The 16,385-nt window shown below is 68.1% G+C and carries 15 protein-coding genes; 12 read left to right on the top strand and 3 right to left on the bottom strand.

From position 1 onward, the window contains the following. Window positions 1-46 precede the first annotated feature (46 nt). The 10 genes from QTI68_RS06705 to QTI68_RS06660 all read left to right on the top strand — a co-directional run bounded on the left by QTI68_RS06705 (window position 47) and on the right by QTI68_RS06660 (window position 10,523). Window positions 47-1,087: a TRAP transporter substrate-binding protein gene (locus tag QTI68_RS06705; RefSeq protein ID WP_286520500.1), complete on the top strand. Its 1,041-nt coding sequence runs from the start codon at window positions 47-49 to the stop codon at window positions 1,085-1,087. Window positions 1,088-1,093: 6 nt separating this feature from the next. Next, window positions 1,094-2,467: an amidase gene (locus QTI68_RS06700; protein ID WP_286520499.1), complete on the top strand. Its 1,374-nt coding sequence runs from the start codon at window positions 1,094-1,096 to the stop codon at window positions 2,465-2,467. Continuing rightward, window positions 2,443-3,237: a 2-keto-4-pentenoate hydratase gene (locus tag QTI68_RS06695; RefSeq protein WP_286520497.1), complete on the top strand. Its 795-nt coding sequence runs from the start codon at window positions 2,443-2,445 to the stop codon at window positions 3,235-3,237. The genes QTI68_RS06700 and QTI68_RS06695 overlap by 25 nt, the downstream gene beginning before the upstream one ends. 29 nt (window positions 3,238-3,266) lie before the next feature. Next, window positions 3,267-4,037 carry a fumarylacetoacetate hydrolase family protein gene (locus QTI68_RS06690; RefSeq protein ID WP_286520496.1) on the top strand — a complete coding sequence of 257 codons (771 nt, stop codon included), beginning with the start codon at window positions 3,267-3,269 and terminating at the stop codon, window positions 4,035-4,037. 32 nt (window positions 4,038-4,069) lie between these two features. Further along, the gene (locus QTI68_RS06685; protein WP_286520494.1) at window positions 4,070-5,311 is read left to right on the top strand and encodes a pyridoxal-phosphate-dependent aminotransferase family protein; all 1,242 of its coding nucleotides are present in this window, start codon (window positions 4,070-4,072) and stop codon (window positions 5,309-5,311) included. A 202-nt stretch (window positions 5,312-5,513) separates the two neighbouring features. Continuing rightward, window positions 5,514-6,827 carry an MFS transporter gene (locus QTI68_RS06680; protein WP_286521536.1) on the top strand — a complete coding sequence of 438 codons (1,314 nt, stop codon included), beginning with the start codon at window positions 5,514-5,516 and terminating at the stop codon, window positions 6,825-6,827. Window positions 6,828-6,849: 22 nt separating this feature from the next. Then, window positions 6,850-7,569: a maleate cis-trans isomerase family protein gene (locus QTI68_RS06675; protein ID WP_286520492.1), complete on the top strand. Its 720-nt coding sequence runs from the start codon at window positions 6,850-6,852 to the stop codon at window positions 7,567-7,569. Continuing rightward, window positions 7,566-9,002, top strand: coding sequence for a dihydropyrimidinase (gene hydA / locus QTI68_RS06670; protein ID WP_286520491.1), 1,437 nt, complete (start codon window positions 7,566-7,568; stop codon window positions 9,000-9,002). The genes QTI68_RS06675 and hydA overlap by 4 nt, the downstream gene beginning before the upstream one ends. Continuing rightward, window positions 8,999-9,754, top strand: a complete 756-nt coding sequence (locus QTI68_RS06665) for an aspartate/glutamate racemase family protein (protein ID WP_286520489.1) — start codon at window positions 8,999-9,001, stop codon at window positions 9,752-9,754. The genes hydA and QTI68_RS06665 overlap by 4 nt, the downstream gene beginning before the upstream one ends. A 58-nt stretch (window positions 9,755-9,812) precedes the next feature. Then, window positions 9,813-10,523, top strand: a complete 711-nt coding sequence (locus QTI68_RS06660) for a GntR family transcriptional regulator (protein WP_286520488.1) — start codon at window positions 9,813-9,815, stop codon at window positions 10,521-10,523. Between the two features lie 7 nt (window positions 10,524-10,530). On the opposite strand, the gene QTI68_RS06655 is transcribed toward QTI68_RS06660, so the two are convergent. Further along, a complete protein-coding gene (locus QTI68_RS06655) occupies window positions 10,531-11,352 on the bottom strand; it encodes a MipA/OmpV family protein (RefSeq protein ID WP_286520487.1) in 822 nt (273 codons plus the stop codon). A gap of 319 nt (window positions 11,353-11,671) precedes the next feature. Between QTI68_RS06655 and QTI68_RS06650 the strand changes: the two genes are divergently transcribed. Continuing rightward, window positions 11,672-13,153 carry an alpha-amylase family glycosyl hydrolase gene (locus QTI68_RS06650; RefSeq protein ID WP_286520486.1) on the top strand — a complete coding sequence of 494 codons (1,482 nt, stop codon included), beginning with the start codon at window positions 11,672-11,674 and terminating at the stop codon, window positions 13,151-13,153. 7 nt (window positions 13,154-13,160) lie between these two features. Here QTI68_RS06650 and QTI68_RS06645 read toward each other — a convergent pair whose 3' ends face one another. Next, complete coding sequence (locus tag QTI68_RS06645) at window positions 13,161-13,439, bottom strand: hypothetical protein (RefSeq protein ID WP_286520485.1); 279 nt, start codon at window positions 13,437-13,439, stop codon at window positions 13,161-13,163. 188 nt (window positions 13,440-13,627) lie between these two features. Further along, on the bottom strand, window positions 13,628-14,866 hold the full coding sequence (locus tag QTI68_RS06640; RefSeq protein ID WP_286520483.1) for an ROK family transcriptional regulator: 1,239 nt from the start codon (window positions 14,864-14,866) through the stop codon (window positions 13,628-13,630). Window positions 14,867-15,092: 226 nt separating this feature from the next. Here QTI68_RS06640 and QTI68_RS06635 point away from each other — a divergent pair, with 226 nt between their 5' ends. Beyond that, window positions 15,093-16,373 (top strand): ABC transporter substrate-binding protein, encoded by a 1,281-nt coding sequence (locus QTI68_RS06635; RefSeq protein WP_286520481.1) that lies wholly within the window; start codon window positions 15,093-15,095, stop codon window positions 16,371-16,373. Window positions 16,374-16,385: the final 12 nt, after the last annotated feature.

The raw sequence follows: 16,385 nt of genomic DNA, 5'->3' as shown, positions 1-16,385 counted from the left end.
CGGCATCCCTTTCGAGTCTTTAACTTTTTCTTCCAAGGAGTCAGGCATGAAACTGAAATTCGTTCTCCCGCTGGTCGCGGCATTCCTCGCGCTGGCGCTGCCGGCGCAGGCCGACAATGCCAAGCTGCGCGTCGCCGGCAACCTGGTCGCCACCGGGCTGATCCAGCAGACCAGGGAGCAGCCCTTCTTCGAGAACTTCGCGAAGAACACCGGGCTGCCCATCGACGCCGACTACAAGCCGATGGACGTGCTGGGCATCAAGGATGCCGACGGCCTGCGGGTGCTGAAGTCGGGCCTGTTCGATGTCGTCACCCTGCGCCTGGCCCAGGTGTCTCGCGACGAGCCTTTTTTCCTCGGGCCCGACATCGTCGGACTGTCGACCGACTTCGAGGTCGCGCGCAAGGTCGTCGACGCCTACCGCGACGCTTTCGACAAGCGGCTCCAGGAGCGCCACGGCGGCAAGCTGCTGGGCATCTATCCCTTCGGCCCGCAGGTGGTGTTCTGCAAGGTGCCGATCAGCGGCCTGGCCGACCTGAAGGGGCGCAAGGTGCGGGTGTACGACCAGTCGCTCGCCAAGTTCATCGAGAAGCTCGGCGGCATCCCGGTCACGATTCCCTTCGGCGAAACGCAGCAGGCCCTGGAGCGCGGCGTGACCGACTGCGCCATCACCGGACCCAGCTCCGCCAACTCCGCGGGCTGGCCCGAGGTGACGACGCATTTCATGCCGATCGGCTTCCAGATCGCGCTCAATGCCTATGCGATCAACCTGTCCAGGTGGAACGCGATGACGCCCGACCAGCAGGCCAAGCTGACGGCTGCCTTCAAAGGCTTCGAGAACGATGTCTGGGCCTACTCCAAGGAGCTCTTCGATGACGCCTCGCGATGCAACGTCGGCAAGGAGCCTTGCAAGACGGTCAAGAAGTTCACCATGAAGGACGTGCCCGTGAAGGCGGCCGACCAGCAGCTGGTTCGCGACGCACTCACCACCGTGTCGTTCCCGACGTGGAGCGAACTGTGCGACAAGTCCTACGACAAGTGTTCGGCGATCTGGAAGCAGGTCGTGGGCCCGGTGGTCGGCTTCAAGTAGCCCGGCATGCAATCGCTCTGGCAACTCACCGCGACCGAGCTCGCCGCGGGCTACCGCATCGCCGCATTCACGCCGGGCGACGCGCTCCGGGCGTGCCTGGCGCGCAGCGATGCGGTCAACCCCCGGCTGAATGCGCTGGTGGCCCTGGATGTCGAGGGAGCGCTGCATGCCGCCGAGCAGAGCACGGTCCGCTGGCGCGAAGGGCGTTCGCTGGGTGCGCTCGACGGCGTGCCCGTCACGATCAAGGACAACCTGCAGGTGCGCGGCCTGCCGACCCATTGGGGCAGCCGGGCGCTGGCCGGCTTCGTGGCGGAGCGCGACGAGATCCCGGTGGCACGCTTGCGCGACGCTGGCGCAGTGATCTTCGGCAAGACCAACGTGCCCGAGTTCACGATGCAGGGCTACACCGACAACCCGGTGTTCGGCCCGACTGGCAATCCGTGGAACCCGTCGCTGACGCCGGGCGGCTCGTCCGGCGGCGCGGTGGCACTGGTGGCCGCCGGGGGGTGCCCGATCGCGCTGGCCACCGATGGCGGCGGGTCGATCCGCAGGCCCGCTTCGCACACCAACCTGGTGGGCTTCAAGCCTTCGCGCGGACGCGTGCCGCGCGGCGGCGGCCTGCCGCCGATCTTTCTGGACTTCGAGGTGGCGGGGCCGATCGCGCGCAGCGTCGCCGACGTGGCCGCGGTGATGCAGGTGATCGGCCGCGGCCCGGTGGAGGCGCCAGGTCCCGCGCGCGCGCGCATCCTCTTCATCCCGCGCTTCGGCGATCACCCGGTCGATCCGCAGATCGCGGCATTGACCGAAGCGGCCGCGCGCCGGTTCGCCGATCGAGGGCATGAGGTCGCGACGGCGCAGGACTTCGACATGGCCGAGGCGGTCAACGCGCGCTGGCCGCTGCTCGCGCAGGTGGGCCTGGCCTGGCTGGTCGGGCAGCCGCAGGAACTGTCGGGGCGGCCCTTCGATCCGGCTCTGTTCGGGCCAGCGATGCAGGCGAACGCCGAGGCGGGCCGCAAGGCCAGCGCAGCGGACCTGTTCGACCTGCTGTTCGAGGCCGAACGGCTGCGCACCGGCCTGGCGGGCCTGTTCGAGCGGTACGACTTCCTGTTGACGCCGGCGGCGGCCGCGCTGCCGTGGCCGGCCGGCGAAACGCACCCGACGCTCATCGACGGGCGCGATGTCGGACCGCGAGGCCATGCGGTGTTCGCGGGCTTCGCGAATGCCGTGGGCCTGCCGGCCATCGCGCTGCCCTGCGGCTTCGCGGCCGGTATGCCGGTCGGCATGCAGCTGGTCGCCCGCGAAGGCGGGGACGACGCGCTGCTGGCACTCGCCCGCTCGATCGAGCAAGCCCATCCATGGCAGCGCTTCCCCGACCTATGACGCCTTGCGCGCCCGCGGCGGCGCAGGTCACGCCGGAGGCGGCCGCGCAGGCCTTGGGTCGTGCGCGGCGCGACGGGCGGCGTGTGCCGTCGACGCTGCTGCAGGCGCGCGGCCGCGACGAGGCCTACGCGATCCAGGACGCGACCCTGGCTGCGATCGGCCCGATCGGCGGATGGAAGGTCGGCGCGACCGGCCCCGGCCAGGAGCCGGTCTGCGCGCCGCTGCCGGCCGCGGGGCTGGCGCCCGGCGGATCGACGCTCGACGGCGGCGCATGGCACTTGCGCGGAGCCGAAGTCGAGGTCGCATTCCGGCTCGGGTCCGACCTGCCGCCGCGCGCCTGGCCGTACACGCGCGCCGAGGTGGCGCTGGCGGTCGAGTCCGTGCTGCCGGTGATCGAGGTGGCCGAGACCCGTCTGACCGACTGGCTCGATGCCGAGCCCGCGGCGCTCCTGGCTGACCTGCTCAGCCATGGCGGGCTGGCGGTGGGCGAGCCCGCGGCCTTCGACATCGCCTGGTTCGACCTGGAGCGGATCGAGGCCGTGATGCGTTTCGACGACCAGGTCGTCGCGCACACCATCGGCGAGCATGCGCACCCCGATGTCGGCGCGCTGCTGGCCTGGCTTGCCAACCACTGCATGGCGCGAGGCGCGGGCCTCCAGGCCGGCCAGATCGTCACCACCGGCTCGTGCACCGGCATGCTGTTCGCCTCGCAAGGGACGGCGGTGCGCGCGGAAGTGTCGGGCCTCGCGCCGCTGAGCATCTTCTTCTGAGCTTTTCGAAGCCGTCACAGGAAATCCATATGTCCCCATCGAAGATCGAGGTCGTCGTCCAGGCACTGACCCTTGCCCGCCGCGACGACACCCTGGCACTCGCCGCGTCGCTGGCCGACGCGCTGGGCGACGCTGGCGATGCCTATGCGGTGCAGCAACGGGTGGCCGAAGAACTCGGCTGGTTCGCGACCTCGCCGCCGCGCCACTGGAAGGCCGGCGGCGCGTCTCGCGAAGCGGAACTGACCTGCGCGCCACTGCCGCCCGAAGGCGTGTGGCCGAGTCCGGCCCGGGCCGGCGAGCGGCCGTTCCATCTTCGCGGGATCGAGGCCGAAATCGCCCTGCGGCTCGGGCGCGAGGTCGACCAGGCGCTGGCATCGACGCTGGATGCGCGAAGCGCGCCGGCCCTGGTCGACGCGATGGCCGTCTCGATAGAAATCGTCGATTCGCGTTGGCGGGAGGCCCTCGATGCGCCGGCGCTTTTCAAGCTGGCCGACCTGCAGTCGCACGGTGCGCTGGTGCTCGGCGACTGGGTCCCGTTCGTCGCGCGCGACTGGGCTGCCCAGCCTTGCACGGTCCGCATCGGCTCGCAAGCGACGGTCGAGCGCCGCGGCACCCACTCGCTTGGCGACCCCGCATACCTGCTGCCCGCGTGGCTGCGTCATGCCACCCGCAACGGTGATCGCGTGGCGGCCGGCACGGTGGTCACCACCGGCACCTGGGTCGGCATCCTGAACGCGGCCGAGGGCGACCTCGTCAGCGCTGAATTCCCGGGCATCGGCCGTGCGTCGGTGCAGTTGTAGACCCCTGAAGAAGTCAAAGGACAGAGACACCCATGATCGCTCTAGACAACCATGCCAGCGGCCGGCATTTCCTGCAGATCCCCGGGCCCAGCCCGGTGCCCGATCGCATCCTGCGCGCCATCAGCCTGCCGACCATCGACCATCGGGGGCCCGAGTTCGCGACCCTCGGCAAGAAGGTGATCGGCGGGCTGCAGCAGGTCTTCCAGACCGGGCACCCGGTGGTGATCTATCCGGCGTCGGGCACCGGCGCCTGGGAGGCCGCACTGGTCAACGTGGCCAGTCCCGGCGACAGCCTGCTGATGTTCGAGACCGGCCATTTCGCGAGCTTGTGGCGCAAGATGGCCCAGAGGCTGGGCCTGGAGCCCGAGTTTCTCGCCCTGCCGGGCATCGACGAGACCGGGCTGCCGCGCAGCTGGCGCCATGGCGTGCAGGCCGACCTGATCGAGGAGCGCCTGCGCCAGGACAGCGGGCATCGCATCAAGGCCGTGTGCGTGGTGCACAACGAGACTTCCACGGGCGTCACTTCCGACATCGCGTCGGTTCGCCGAGCGATCGACGCGGCGGGCCATCCGGCCCTGCTGATGGTCGACACCATCTCCGGCCTCGCGAGTGCCGACTACCGCCATGACGCCTGGGGCGTCGATGTCACCGTCAGCGGCTCGCAGAAGGGGCTGATGCTGCCGCCGGGCATCAGCTTCAACGCGTTGTCGCCCAAGGCCATCGAGGCCGCCAGGACCGCGCGGCTGCCCAAGGCCTTTTGGGCCTGGGACGAGATCGTCGAGATGAACAAGGGCGGCTACTGGCCCTGTACACCGAGCACGAATCTTCTCTACGGACTCAGCGAGGCGCTCGACATGCTGCTCGCGCAGGGCCTGCCCGCGGTGTTTGCGCGCCACCGGCGCTGGGGCGAGGGCGTTCGCACCGCCGTGCGCGCCTGGGGCCTGCCCACGCAATGCGCGGACGAGCGCGTGCATTCACCGGTGCTGACCGGCGTCATCACGCCGCAGGGCGTCGACGCCGATGCGCTGCGCAAGCTCATCCACGAGCGCTTCGATCTGTCGCTCGGCGCCGGGCTGGGCAAGCTCAAGGGCCGCATGTTCCGCATCGGCCACCTGGGCGACTGCAACGACCTGACACTGATGGCGGCGCTGACCGGCGTCGAGATGGGGCTCAAGCTGGCGGGCGTTCCGCTGGCCGGCAGCGGCGTGCTGGCCGCCATGGCTTTCTTTGCTGAAACACCCCTCGCCGATGTCGCAAGTCGGCCGATCGAGTAGGTGTTTTCACTAGAGTCGACATTCATTGTCAACAACGATGTTGACATCATTTCCGGCCGATTCTAAAGTCCGCCCCACAGCCTCGGTGGTGCATGGGCCAGACCCGCCCCGACTCGCGGCTGCAAGCTCGCCAGCGTGCCGGGTGCTCCCCTGCAGGCTGGCATCCGTGCCACGCAAGGAGACAGAACCGATGCCACCCACCATGACGGCCGGCGCCACGGCGACCGCCGCAGCACCCGACACCGCCCTCCAGCCCTCCAAGGTCCGCTGGAAGATCTTCCTGATGATGTTGTTCCTCATCTCGATCAACTACATCGACCGGGCTTCGCTGTCCGTGGCGATGCCGCTGATCGCGAAGGAGTTCGACATCGGGCCGGCCGTGCAGGGCCTGCTGCTCAGCTCCTTCTTCTGGACCTATGCGCTCATGCAGATTCCGGGCGGCATGCTGGCCGACCGCTTCGGCCCGCGCGTCGTCATCGCCGGCGCAACGCTCGGCTGGGGCTTCTTCCAGGCCATCGCCGCTTTCTGCACCGGCTGGGTTCCGTTGCTGCTGACGCGCCTGGGCCTGGGCGCGGCGGAAGCCCCGATCTACCCGGCGGGCGGCAAGCTCAACGGCATCTGGATGACGCAGAACGAGCGCGGCCGCGGCGCGACCCTGCTCGACGGCGGCGCGCCGCTCGGTGCCGCGCTCGGCGCGATCCTGATCTCGGGCCTGATCGCGGTGCTCGGCTCGTGGCGGCTGGCCTTCGTGATCGCCGGTGTCGGCACCGTCGTCGCCGGCCTGTTCGCCTGGAGCTACATCCGCAACCACCCGCGCGAACATCCCGGCGTCAACGAGGCCGAGGCGAAGTACATCGAGGCCAGCCACGCCCAGGACGCCGCCAGCGAGCCGCCAGGCGCCAGCGGCCGCCTGCTCGACTTCCTGCGCTTCCGTTCGGTCTGGGGCATGTTCTTCGGCTGGATGTGCTTCAACGCGCTCTTCTACGGCCTGCTCACCTGGATGCCGAACTACCTCTCCAAGGTCCACGGCTTCGACATCAAGCAGATGGGCGGGGCGGTGTTCATCATGTTCTTCTCGGGCTTCGTCGGCGAAATGTTCGGCGGCTGGCTGGCGGACAAATGGAAGGCCGCCGGCGCCTCGAACGCGAAGGTCCTGCGCACGCTGTTCGGCATCTCCTCGGTCATCGCGACCCTCGCGATCTACATGGTCTCGCAGATCACGGACCCGGTGGTGGTCGTCATCCTGCTGTCGGTCACGCTGTTCTTCCTGCGCTGGTGCGGTCTGTTCTGGTGCGTGCCGTCGATCCTCGGCCGCCGGGCGCATGTCGGCTTCCTCGGCGGCACGATGAACCTGGGCGGCAACGTCGCGGGCATCGGCGTGCCGATCGTGGTCGGCCTGATCGTGCAGGCGACCGGGTCCTACTTCCTGGCGCTGATGCTCTTCGCCGCGGCCGGCGCAGGCCTCTTCGTCTGCTCCACGCTGCTGATCGACTACAGCAAGAAGCTGCCCGTCTAGTTCACTTTTCGAGATCCGCGAGATGTCCCTGCAAAAACGCATCGGCGTGTTGACGCCGTCCTCCAACACGGCGCTCGAGCCGCTGACCAGCGCGATGGTCGCCGGCGTGCCGGGCGTCTCGGCCCACTTCTCGCGATTCCGCGTGACCGAGATCTCGATGGGCGACAAGTCGCAGAACCAGTTCGACGAGCGCACGATCCTCGACGCCGCGCAGCTGCTGGCCGATGCCAAGGTCGACGTGATCTGCTGGAGCGGCACCTCCGCCAGCTGGCTCGGCTTCGACCGCGACCGTGCGCTGTGCGCCCGCATCACCGAGCTGACCGGCATCCCGGCGACCACGTCGGTGCTGGCGCTCAACGAGCTGCTCGCGGCCCAGGGCGCACGCACGCTCGGCCTGGTGTCGCCCTACGTCGAGGACGTGCAGCGGCGCATCGTCGCCAACTACGCGGCGCTCGACATCGAATGCGTCGCCGAACGCCACCTGGACCTGACGGTGAACTTCTCGTTCGCCGAGGTCGCGCCCGATACCTTGCGCACGATGATCCGCGAGGTCGCGCAGCACAAGCCCGACGCCATCACGGTGATGTGCACCAACCTCCACGGCGCCCCCCTGGCCGCCGAGATGGAGCGCGAGCTCGGCATCCCGATCTACGACTCGGTGGCGACCGTGGTCTGGAAGGCACTGAAGCTCGCCGGCGCCGATCCGCGCGCGGTCAAGGGCTGGGGAGGGCTGTTCGCATGAGCGCAAGCCAATTCGACCTGGTCGTGCGCAACGCGCGCGTGGCCACCGCCAGCGACACCTTCGATGCCGATATCGGCATCGTGGGCGGCCGTATCGTGCAACTGGGACTGGGCCTGCCGCCGGGGCGCCGCGAGATCGACGCCGCCGGGGCCTTCGTCACGCCCGGCGGCGTCGATGCCCACTGCCATCTGGACCAGCCCATGGAAGCGCCCGTGCGCATGGCGGACGACTTCGACACCGGCACGCGCGCGGCCGCCTGCGGCGGCACGACCACGGTGATTCCCTTCGCGGCGCAGCAAAAAGGCCAGTCGCTGCGCGCCGCGGTGCGCGACTACCACGAGCGGGCCGAAGGCCGCGCGCACGTCGACCATGCCTTCCACCTGATCGTCAGCGACCCCACCGAGGAAGTGCTGAAGAACGAGCTGCCGCAGCTGATCGCCGAGGGCTACACCTCGTTCAAGATCTACATGACCTACGACGACCTCAAGCTGAACGACGGCCAGATCCTGGACGTGCTGGACGTCGCGCGCAGCCACGACGCGATGGCGATGATCCACGCCGAGAACGCCGACTGCATCGAGTGGTTGACCCGGCGGCTGGAGGCCAGCGGCCGCACCGCGCCGCGCTTTCATGCGCATTCGCGGCCGATGCTGGTCGAGCGCGAGGCGACCCATCGCGCGATCGCGCTGTCGGAACTCGTCGACGTGCCGATCATGATCGTCCACGTCTCGGGCAAAGAGGCCGTCGAGCAGATCCGCTGGGCGCGCTCGCACGGCCTGCACGTGTTCGCCGAGACCTGCCCGCAGTACCTCTTCCTCACGGCCGAGGACCTCGGCATCGACGACAGCTACGGTGGCGCACGCTGCGTCTGCAGCCCGCCGCCGCGCAACAAGGACAACCAGCAGGTCATCTGGAACGGCCTGGCCGACGGCTTGTTCACGATCTTCTCGTCCGACCATGCGCCGTTCCGCTACGACGCGCCCGAAGGCAAGAAGCCGGGCGGCAAGGAGGTCGAGTTCCGCCACATCCCCAACGGCATTCCGGGCATCGAGACGCGCCTGCCGCTGCTGTTCTCGCACGGCGTGCTCGATGGGCGGATCACGATCAACCGGTTCGTCGAACTCACGTCGACGAATCCCGCCAAGGCCTACGGCCTGCATCCGCGCAAGGGCACCATCGCGATCGGCGCCGATGCCGACCTGGTGGTCTGGGGCGCGACACCCCGGCAGGTCCGCAACGCCGACCTGCACCATGCCGTGGACTACACGCCCTACGAAGGCATCGACGTGAAGGCCTGGCCCGCCCTCACGCTGGCGCGCGGCGAGGTCGTGTGGGACGGACAGACATTCCATCCGCGCGCCGGCCGCGGAGAGTTCCTGCGCCGCGGCCGGCCCACGCTGCTGCCGCAGTCGCCACAGCGAGGCACGCCATGAAGATCCTGCTGATCAACCCCAACACCTCCCAGAGCGTCTCCGACCTGATCGAGGCCGAGGCCCGCCGCGCCGCCGCGCCGGGCACGCAGGTGAGCGTGCTCACGGCGCCCTTCGGCGTCGCCTACATCGAGACCCGCTTCGAGTCGCTGATCGGCGCCTACGCGGCCGCCACGCTCGCGGCCGAACACTGCGACCGGCACGATGCGATCGTGGTCGCGGCCTTCGGCGACCCGGGCATCGACGGCCTGCGCGAAGTGCTGGACATCCCCGTGGTCGGCCTCACCGAGGCGGCGCTGATGAGCGCCTGCCTGCTCGGCAAGCGCTTCTCGATCGTGGCGATCTCGCACCGCATCACCGCCTGGTACCGCGAATGCGTCGCCGCCAACGGCCTGAGCGGCCGGTTGGCCAGCATCCGGAACCTGGACGACCCGCTGAAGGACATCGGCCGCGTGCAGGAAGACCACACCGCGCGCCTGGAGGCCCTGTGCCTGTCGGCCGTGCAGGACGACGGCGCCGACGTGATCATCATTGCCGGCGCCCCGCTGGCGGGCCTGGCGCGATCCATCCGGGAGCGCATTCCCGTGCCCGTGGTCGATGGCGTGTCGAGCGCCGTGTGCCATGCGCAGACCCTGGTTTCGCTGGGCACGCTGCCGGCGCGGCAGGGCAGCTTCGCGCCGCCGCCGATCAAGCCGAACCACGGCCTTCCGGAGGGCATCGCGCGCTTGCTCGCCCGCGACCGCACGCAGCGATGAGGCCTCGCCGATGCGGCGGTGGCACGGGGTCCGTGCGTCGTCGCTAAGATCGAACGCCATGCCAAAGAAACAGAGTTCACCCAAGGAAGCCAGCGGCGCCGCCCGCGAGCAGAGCGTCGACGCCATTGCCGAGAAGATCTCCACGGCGATCCTCGAGCACCGGCTCGCGCCGGGCACCAAGCTCGGCGAAGACCGGCTGGCCAACATCTTCGGCACCAGCCGCGCCAAGGTGCGCGAGGTGCTGGCCCGCCTGGCGCACGAACAGATCGTCGAGCTGGTGCCGCAGCGCGGCGCGCATGTCGCCAAGCCCACCATCGAGCAGGCGCGCGATGTCTTCGAGGCGCGCCGCCTGATCGAGCCCGGCGTGCTGCGCCGGCTGGTCGGCACCATCGACGACTTCAAGATGCAGCGCCTGCGCCGGCACCTCGAGCTGGAAGCCGACGCGCGCCAGCGCAACGACGCGCGCGCGGTGGTTCGGTTGTCGGGCGAGTTCCATTTGCTGCTGGCCGAGCTCGCCGGCAATTCGGCGCTGGCACGCACGATGCGCGAGCTGTCGACGCTGACCTGCCTGATCATCTCGCTGTACGACGCGCCCACCGCGACCAGCTGCCGCGCCGACGAGCACGAGGAGATCGTGGAAGCGATCAAGCGCAACGATGCGAAGCGGGCCGAGACACTGATGCTCCATCACCTGGATCACATCCAGGAAAGCCTCAAGCTCGATGCGGGAAGCGACGAGGCCGACCTCGAGAGCATCCTCGGCGCGTAGTCCGCCTTCAGAACCTGTAGGACGCGAAGACGCCGTAGGTGGTTTGCGTCCTGTCTTCGGTGATCGGGCTGCGTTCGGCGTCGCCTTGCAGCCAGGCGACGGCGACGCTGGCGCCAAGGCCCCACTGGGCGGTCAATTGGTACTGGGCACCGACGGAAAAGCGCACCGTATTGAGGCCGCCTCCCGCCTGGTACGGCGCAACGCCGGCAATCAGGCTTTGCGGGACGCTGATGCCGTAGAAGGTCTGGGTGTACTTGCCATTGGCCCAGGTGACACCGGGCCCGGCCGTCAGGACCAGCCTGTCGTTGACCAGATACCGCCCCTCGAGGTCGACGGCGATCCGGGTGCCTTGGTCGTTGCCCCCGATGTCGGAAAGCAGGAAGCCCCGGACCGTCAGCCAGTCGTAGGTGTAGGAGGCGAACACGCTGCCGAGTGCGGTCTCGGGGATGTCGCCCCAGCCGCGGAGGATCGGCGCGTCGGACTCCTTGCGCGGCTTGGTCAGTTCGCCGCCCAAGGCGAACCCGAAGCGCCAGGCGTCATCCTGGATGATGTTGAAGCCGACACCGAATGGAAAGCCGGCCCCCGGCGTGCCGCCGATGAAGTAGCGTCCGTAGTTGGCGGTGACCAGCGGCACAGCCACCGTCTGCGTGTCGCCGCTGCCGGGATACCTGGGGCGGTTGAAGACGCCGAGCCCGGCCGAAAACCGCCAGCTGTCATCGGCCGCCTGGTCCAGCCGGGCCTGGGCCTTCGCGTCGTGGGTCGTGAGCAAGGCGGCGAGCGTTGCACCGACAAGAATGAAGTGAGCGCCGATTTTGTGGCTGAGGAACATTGAGCGTTTCTGGAGCATGACGAAGAAGTGTGGAGCTGGCTTGGCAAAGCGTAGGGGGCATTCCGGTTTTTGTCACGCTGCGCGAAGCACGAATCCTGAACCCGGGGATGCGTTGCGCCGCCCCTTGCGGAGCCTGGATCAAGTGACGAAGATGCGTCGAATCCCCCCGCCGGCACGGGGCTCGAGGAGACCATCCCATGGGCATCGATGCAGCAGAAAAGCAACGGCTCGATGACGCGCAGGCGAACCGGGGCATCGGCGCGAGTCACCAGACCGGCTGGACCGGCTGCCTCGGATTCGAGACCCAACGGTGACCGCCATGCCCGATCCACGCTATCCGGTGCTCTACCAGATCAACACGCGGGTCTGGCTGACCGCGTTGTCGTCCTCGCTCGGGCGTCGGGCCACGTTGGACGACATCGTCGACGCCGAACTGGATCGTCTGGTGGACACGGGGTTCGACTGGATCTGGCTGCTGAGCGTCTGGCAGACCGGGGAGGCCGCGCAACGCATCTCGCGCAGCCATCCGGCGTGGCGCCGCGAGTTCGAGCACACGCTGCCCGACCTGCGCGAAGCGGACATCGCGGGCTCGGGCTTCGCGATCACCGGCTACCGCGTGCACGACGGCCTGGGCGGCGACGCGGCACTGGCGCGGCTGCGCGCGCGCATGCGCGAACGAGGGTTGCGCCTGATGCTCGACTTCGTGCCGAACCACATGGCGCCCGACCATCCGTGGACGGACGCGCACCCTGACTATTTCGTCCACGGCACGGAAGCCGACCTGGCGCGTTCGCCCCAGAACTTCGCCCGGGTGGAGACGAAAAATGGACCGCTGCTGCTCGCCTACGGCCGGGATCCCTACTTCGACGGCTGGCCCGACACGCTGCAGCTCGACTACGGCAACCCGGCGCTGCAGGCGGCCATGATCGGCGAGCTGGAACGCATCGCCGGCCAGTGCGACGGCCTGCGCTGCGACATGGCCATGCTCGTGCTGCCCGAGGTGTTCGAGCGCACCTGGGGCATCGGGGCCGAACCCTTCTGGCCGAAGGCGACCGACGCGGTGCGGCGCACGCATCCGGCGTTCCTGTTCATGGCCGAGGTCTACTGGGACATGGAATGGACCCTGCAGCAGCAAGGCTTCGACTACACCTACGACAAGCGCCTGTACGACCGCCTGCGCGACCAGCACGCCCGCCCCGTGCGCGAGCATTTCCGGGCGGACATGGCCTATCAGGACAGGCTGGCCCGCTTTCTGGAAAACCATGACGAGCCGCGCGCGGCATCGACCTTCGCGCCGGATGTCCATGCCGCCGCCGCGGTGCTGACTTTTCTCTCACCCGGCCTGCGCTTCTTCCACCAGGGGCAGCTCGACGGGCGGCGAATCCGGATCTCGCCGCATCTGGTCCGCGCGCCGGATGAAGCCGCGGATGCCGCGCTCCAGCAGTTCTACGAGCGGCTGCTCGCCGTGCTGCGCCTGCCGATCGTGCGCGAGGGCAACTGGTCCCTGCTGGACTGCGTTCCGGCATGGGCCGGCAACCCGACGGCGGACAACTTCATCGCCTTCCGTTGGGCAGACGCCGCACAGCAACCGGTGCTCGTGGCCGTGAACTGTTCGCCGCAGCAATCCCAGTGCTTCGTGCACTTGCCCTTCCCGCAGATGGCGGGCCGCCGCTTGCGGCTGCGGGATCTGCTTGGCCCGGCCGTCTACGACCGGGCGGGTGACGATTTGCTGGCCCGTGGCCTGTTCCTGGACATGCCGCCGTGGGGCCACCACGTGTTCGACCTGCAATGGGTGGCCTGATCGCGACTCAGGCGCCGGCCGTGTGCTCCATCGCTTCGAAATCCCGCGTTTCCAGCAGCACGGGGTGATGCGGCGCCGCGTGATGGCGCTCCAGGGCGCAGGCGTCGATGACCGCGGCGTTCGCCTTGTAGGCCTCCACCAGGGTGTCGCCGCCGCCGCTGGCGCCGAACAGGTCGCGCAGAGGGTCTTCCGCGATCTCGGCGATGACTCGCTCGCCGGCAAGGCCTTCGGGGTAGATCGCGAACCGCACCGTCGCCGTGTCGAAACAGTAGATGGCTTCGTTCATTTCATTGCCTCCACAATCAGCGCGGGCATGCCAGGCGGACGCACTGCCATGCCCCCGCACGCCTTTCGATGATCCGCGCCGGCGCGTCGAACGTCCAATGAAAGAGTTTCTCCTCTTCGTGAGTGCGGGCAATCTTCGCTTCAATTAATTCACTGATCGAACAAATTTGGCAACCTCGGGCGAGCCCTTCAAGCAGAGGACGGCTTCGCGACGTACTGCGACTGAAGGGCTTGCTGGTGAGGATTGAGAATCGCGTGCAGGACGTACGCTGCGCCACCGACGGCAGTCGCCAGGTCGGAGTACCGCGCTGCCTTCACCACTGGCGGCGTCAGGCCGGCCCTCTGCGCGTACTGGGCAAGTACTTGGGTTGCCGCATCGAGGAGGGTGTCGCCGCCGAGGGTCACAGTCTCTCCGCCCAGCACGATCACCTGCGGGTTGAAGGTCGTCCAGGCATTCTGGAGCAGCACGCCAAGCACCGCGCCGGCCCGCGCGAAGGCGCTCCGGGTCGCCGGATCGCGAGCGCTCATGCGCGCTCGCAGCGCCCGCCGGTCGATGACGTCGTCCTGGAAGCAGCCTGCCGCGGCTGCGATGGCCTTGAGCCCGATGTAGGCCTCGGCGCAACCGAGGCGCCCGCACGAGCAGGGCTGTCCGTCGATCACGAGGGTCGTATGGCCGATTTCACCTGCTGAGCCGCTGGCGCCGGTGAACAGCGCGTGGTTGAGGATGATCCCTGCGCCGACGCCGACGCCGCAGCTGACGTAGACCAGGGGATCGTCGACCGGTCGCTCGCAGAACTCGGTCTCGCCGACCGCGGCCAGGTCGGCTTCGTTGTGATAGTAGACGGGGACGTCCGCCAGACCCGCCTGTGCGAGTTCGGCGCCGAATCGCCGGCCGATCTCGACGTGGCGCCAGCCGATGTTCGGCGCAAATTCCAGCATGCCCGAACGCTTGTCGACCGGGCCATGCAGTCCGACGCCGATGCCCAGGAGGCGCGAGCCGCCGCGTGTCATCTTCGCGGAGAGCGCGGTGGCCATCTCGACGAGCTGGTGGCACGCTTCATCCGGATCCTTCGAGCGCAGGGCGGCCTGGCTCGACTCCAGGATCTCTCCGTCGATCGAGGTCGCCACGACCTGGACGACATCGGGTCCGAGATCGACGCCGAGCAGGACCATGTTCTTGCCGACCAGCCGGAGCGGCGTGGGCCGGCGTCCGACCGTACCGGTCACGAACGCATCCGACTCGACCAGCCACCCTTCATCGATGAGTTCCTTGATGAGCAGGCTGACCGTCGATCGCGTCAGGCCGCTGCGCTCGGACAGGCCGGCGCGCGAGATGCCGGCGTGTTCGCGCAGGAGGCGAAGCATGGCGATGCGATTGATGTTCTTGACGAGAGCCTGATCTCCCGTGACTGGCGCTGGCGTGTGCATTGGCTCTTTCGGCGCGTTCGATCGTTTTATGGCTGCTGGTCGAACTAATGGTCTCACGTTTCGATTTTTCAGATGTGTCATGGCGATCTTCGAAGCCGTCGGGGGGACGAAACACGTGGAAAGCGTAGCGTCAAGTTCGAAATTTAGCACCATCAGAGTATTCCCTAGTGACCGCATCAGCGCTCGGTGGCACATTTGTTTGGCCATCAAACAAATTGGAGACAGTATGAGAAGCATCAAGTTGGTTTCTTCTGCGGCGCTCGCCGCGGGGATGTGGCTGTCCGCGGCCGGTGTCCTCGCTGCCGACGCGACCGTCCGTCTGATGCACGTGGATCAGAACCCCGAGACCGGCGCCTTCTACAACGACGTTGCCCGCCGGTTCGAATCGACGCACCCTGGCGTCAAGGTCGAGATCCAGTACCTCGAGAACGAGTCGTACAAGAAGAAGCTGACAACGCTGCTGCAATCGCCCGATCGGCCGAACATCCTGTACAGCTGGGGTGGCGGAACCATGCGCGACCAGATCAAGGCCGGCGTCCTCGAGGACATCTCGGCGCCCATGGACGCGAAGTGGCGCGAGAGCTTCATGCCGGCTGCGCTGCAGGCCTTTACCGTCAACGGCAAGGTCTACGGTGTGCCGCTGCAGCTGGGCCAGGTCGGGTTCTTCTACAACAAGGAATTGTTTGCAAAGGCCGGCGTCGACGCAGGGTCGATCAAGACCTGGGACGACCTGCTCGGCGCAGTGAAGAAGATCAAGGACTCGGGAACCACGCCGATCATCGTCGGCGGCGGGGACAAGTGGCCGCTGCACTTCTACTGGTCGCATCTGGCCTTGCGCCTCGGTGGCAAGGCGGCCTTCGACGCTGCCATGCAAGGCGAGGGCAAGGGCTTCGCGAGCGACACCTTCGTCCAGGCGGGCACCTTGTTCCAGCAGCTCACCGACCTGAAGCCGTTCCAGCCGGGCTACCTCGGCGCCACCTTTCCCCAGTCGTCGGGCCAGTTCGGCGACGGCAAGGGCGCCATGGTCCTCCAGCTGAACTCGATGCTCGGCTCGATGAAGGCGAACTCCGCCAACAAGCTCGGCATCCCCGAGGACAAGCTGGGATGGTTCCCCTTCCCGGTCGTCGCGGGCGGCAAGGGCGACCCGACCGACACCCTGGGCGGCATGAATGGCTGGCTGGTCACCAAGGGCTCGCCGAAGGAGGCTGCCGAATTCCTGCGCTTCTTCTCGGAAGCGAAGAATCAGCGCATTCCGGCTGAACGCGGGTCGTACATCCCCGTGGTCAACGGCACGCAGGAGGCCATCGCCAATCCGATCCTTCGCCAGCTGGCGGAGAACGTCTCGAAGTCCCACTACCACCAGATCTACTACGACCAGATGCTTGGCCCGTCGGTCGGTGCGGTCGTCAACGACGTGTCGGTCGAGCTCGCCTCGGGGAAGATGAAGCCCGCAGATGCAGCCGCCGCCGTGCAGGCAGCCTGGCAGCGCGTCAACAGTACCAACTGAACGACTCGCACG

This window comes from Variovorax sp. J31P207 (genome assembly GCF_030316965.1).
Lineage (GTDB): Bacteria > Pseudomonadota > Gammaproteobacteria > Burkholderiales > Burkholderiaceae_C > Variovorax > Variovorax ginsengisoli_B.
Note: the sequence above shows the minus strand (reverse complement) of the source record. Positions and strands in the feature narration are given on the sequence as shown.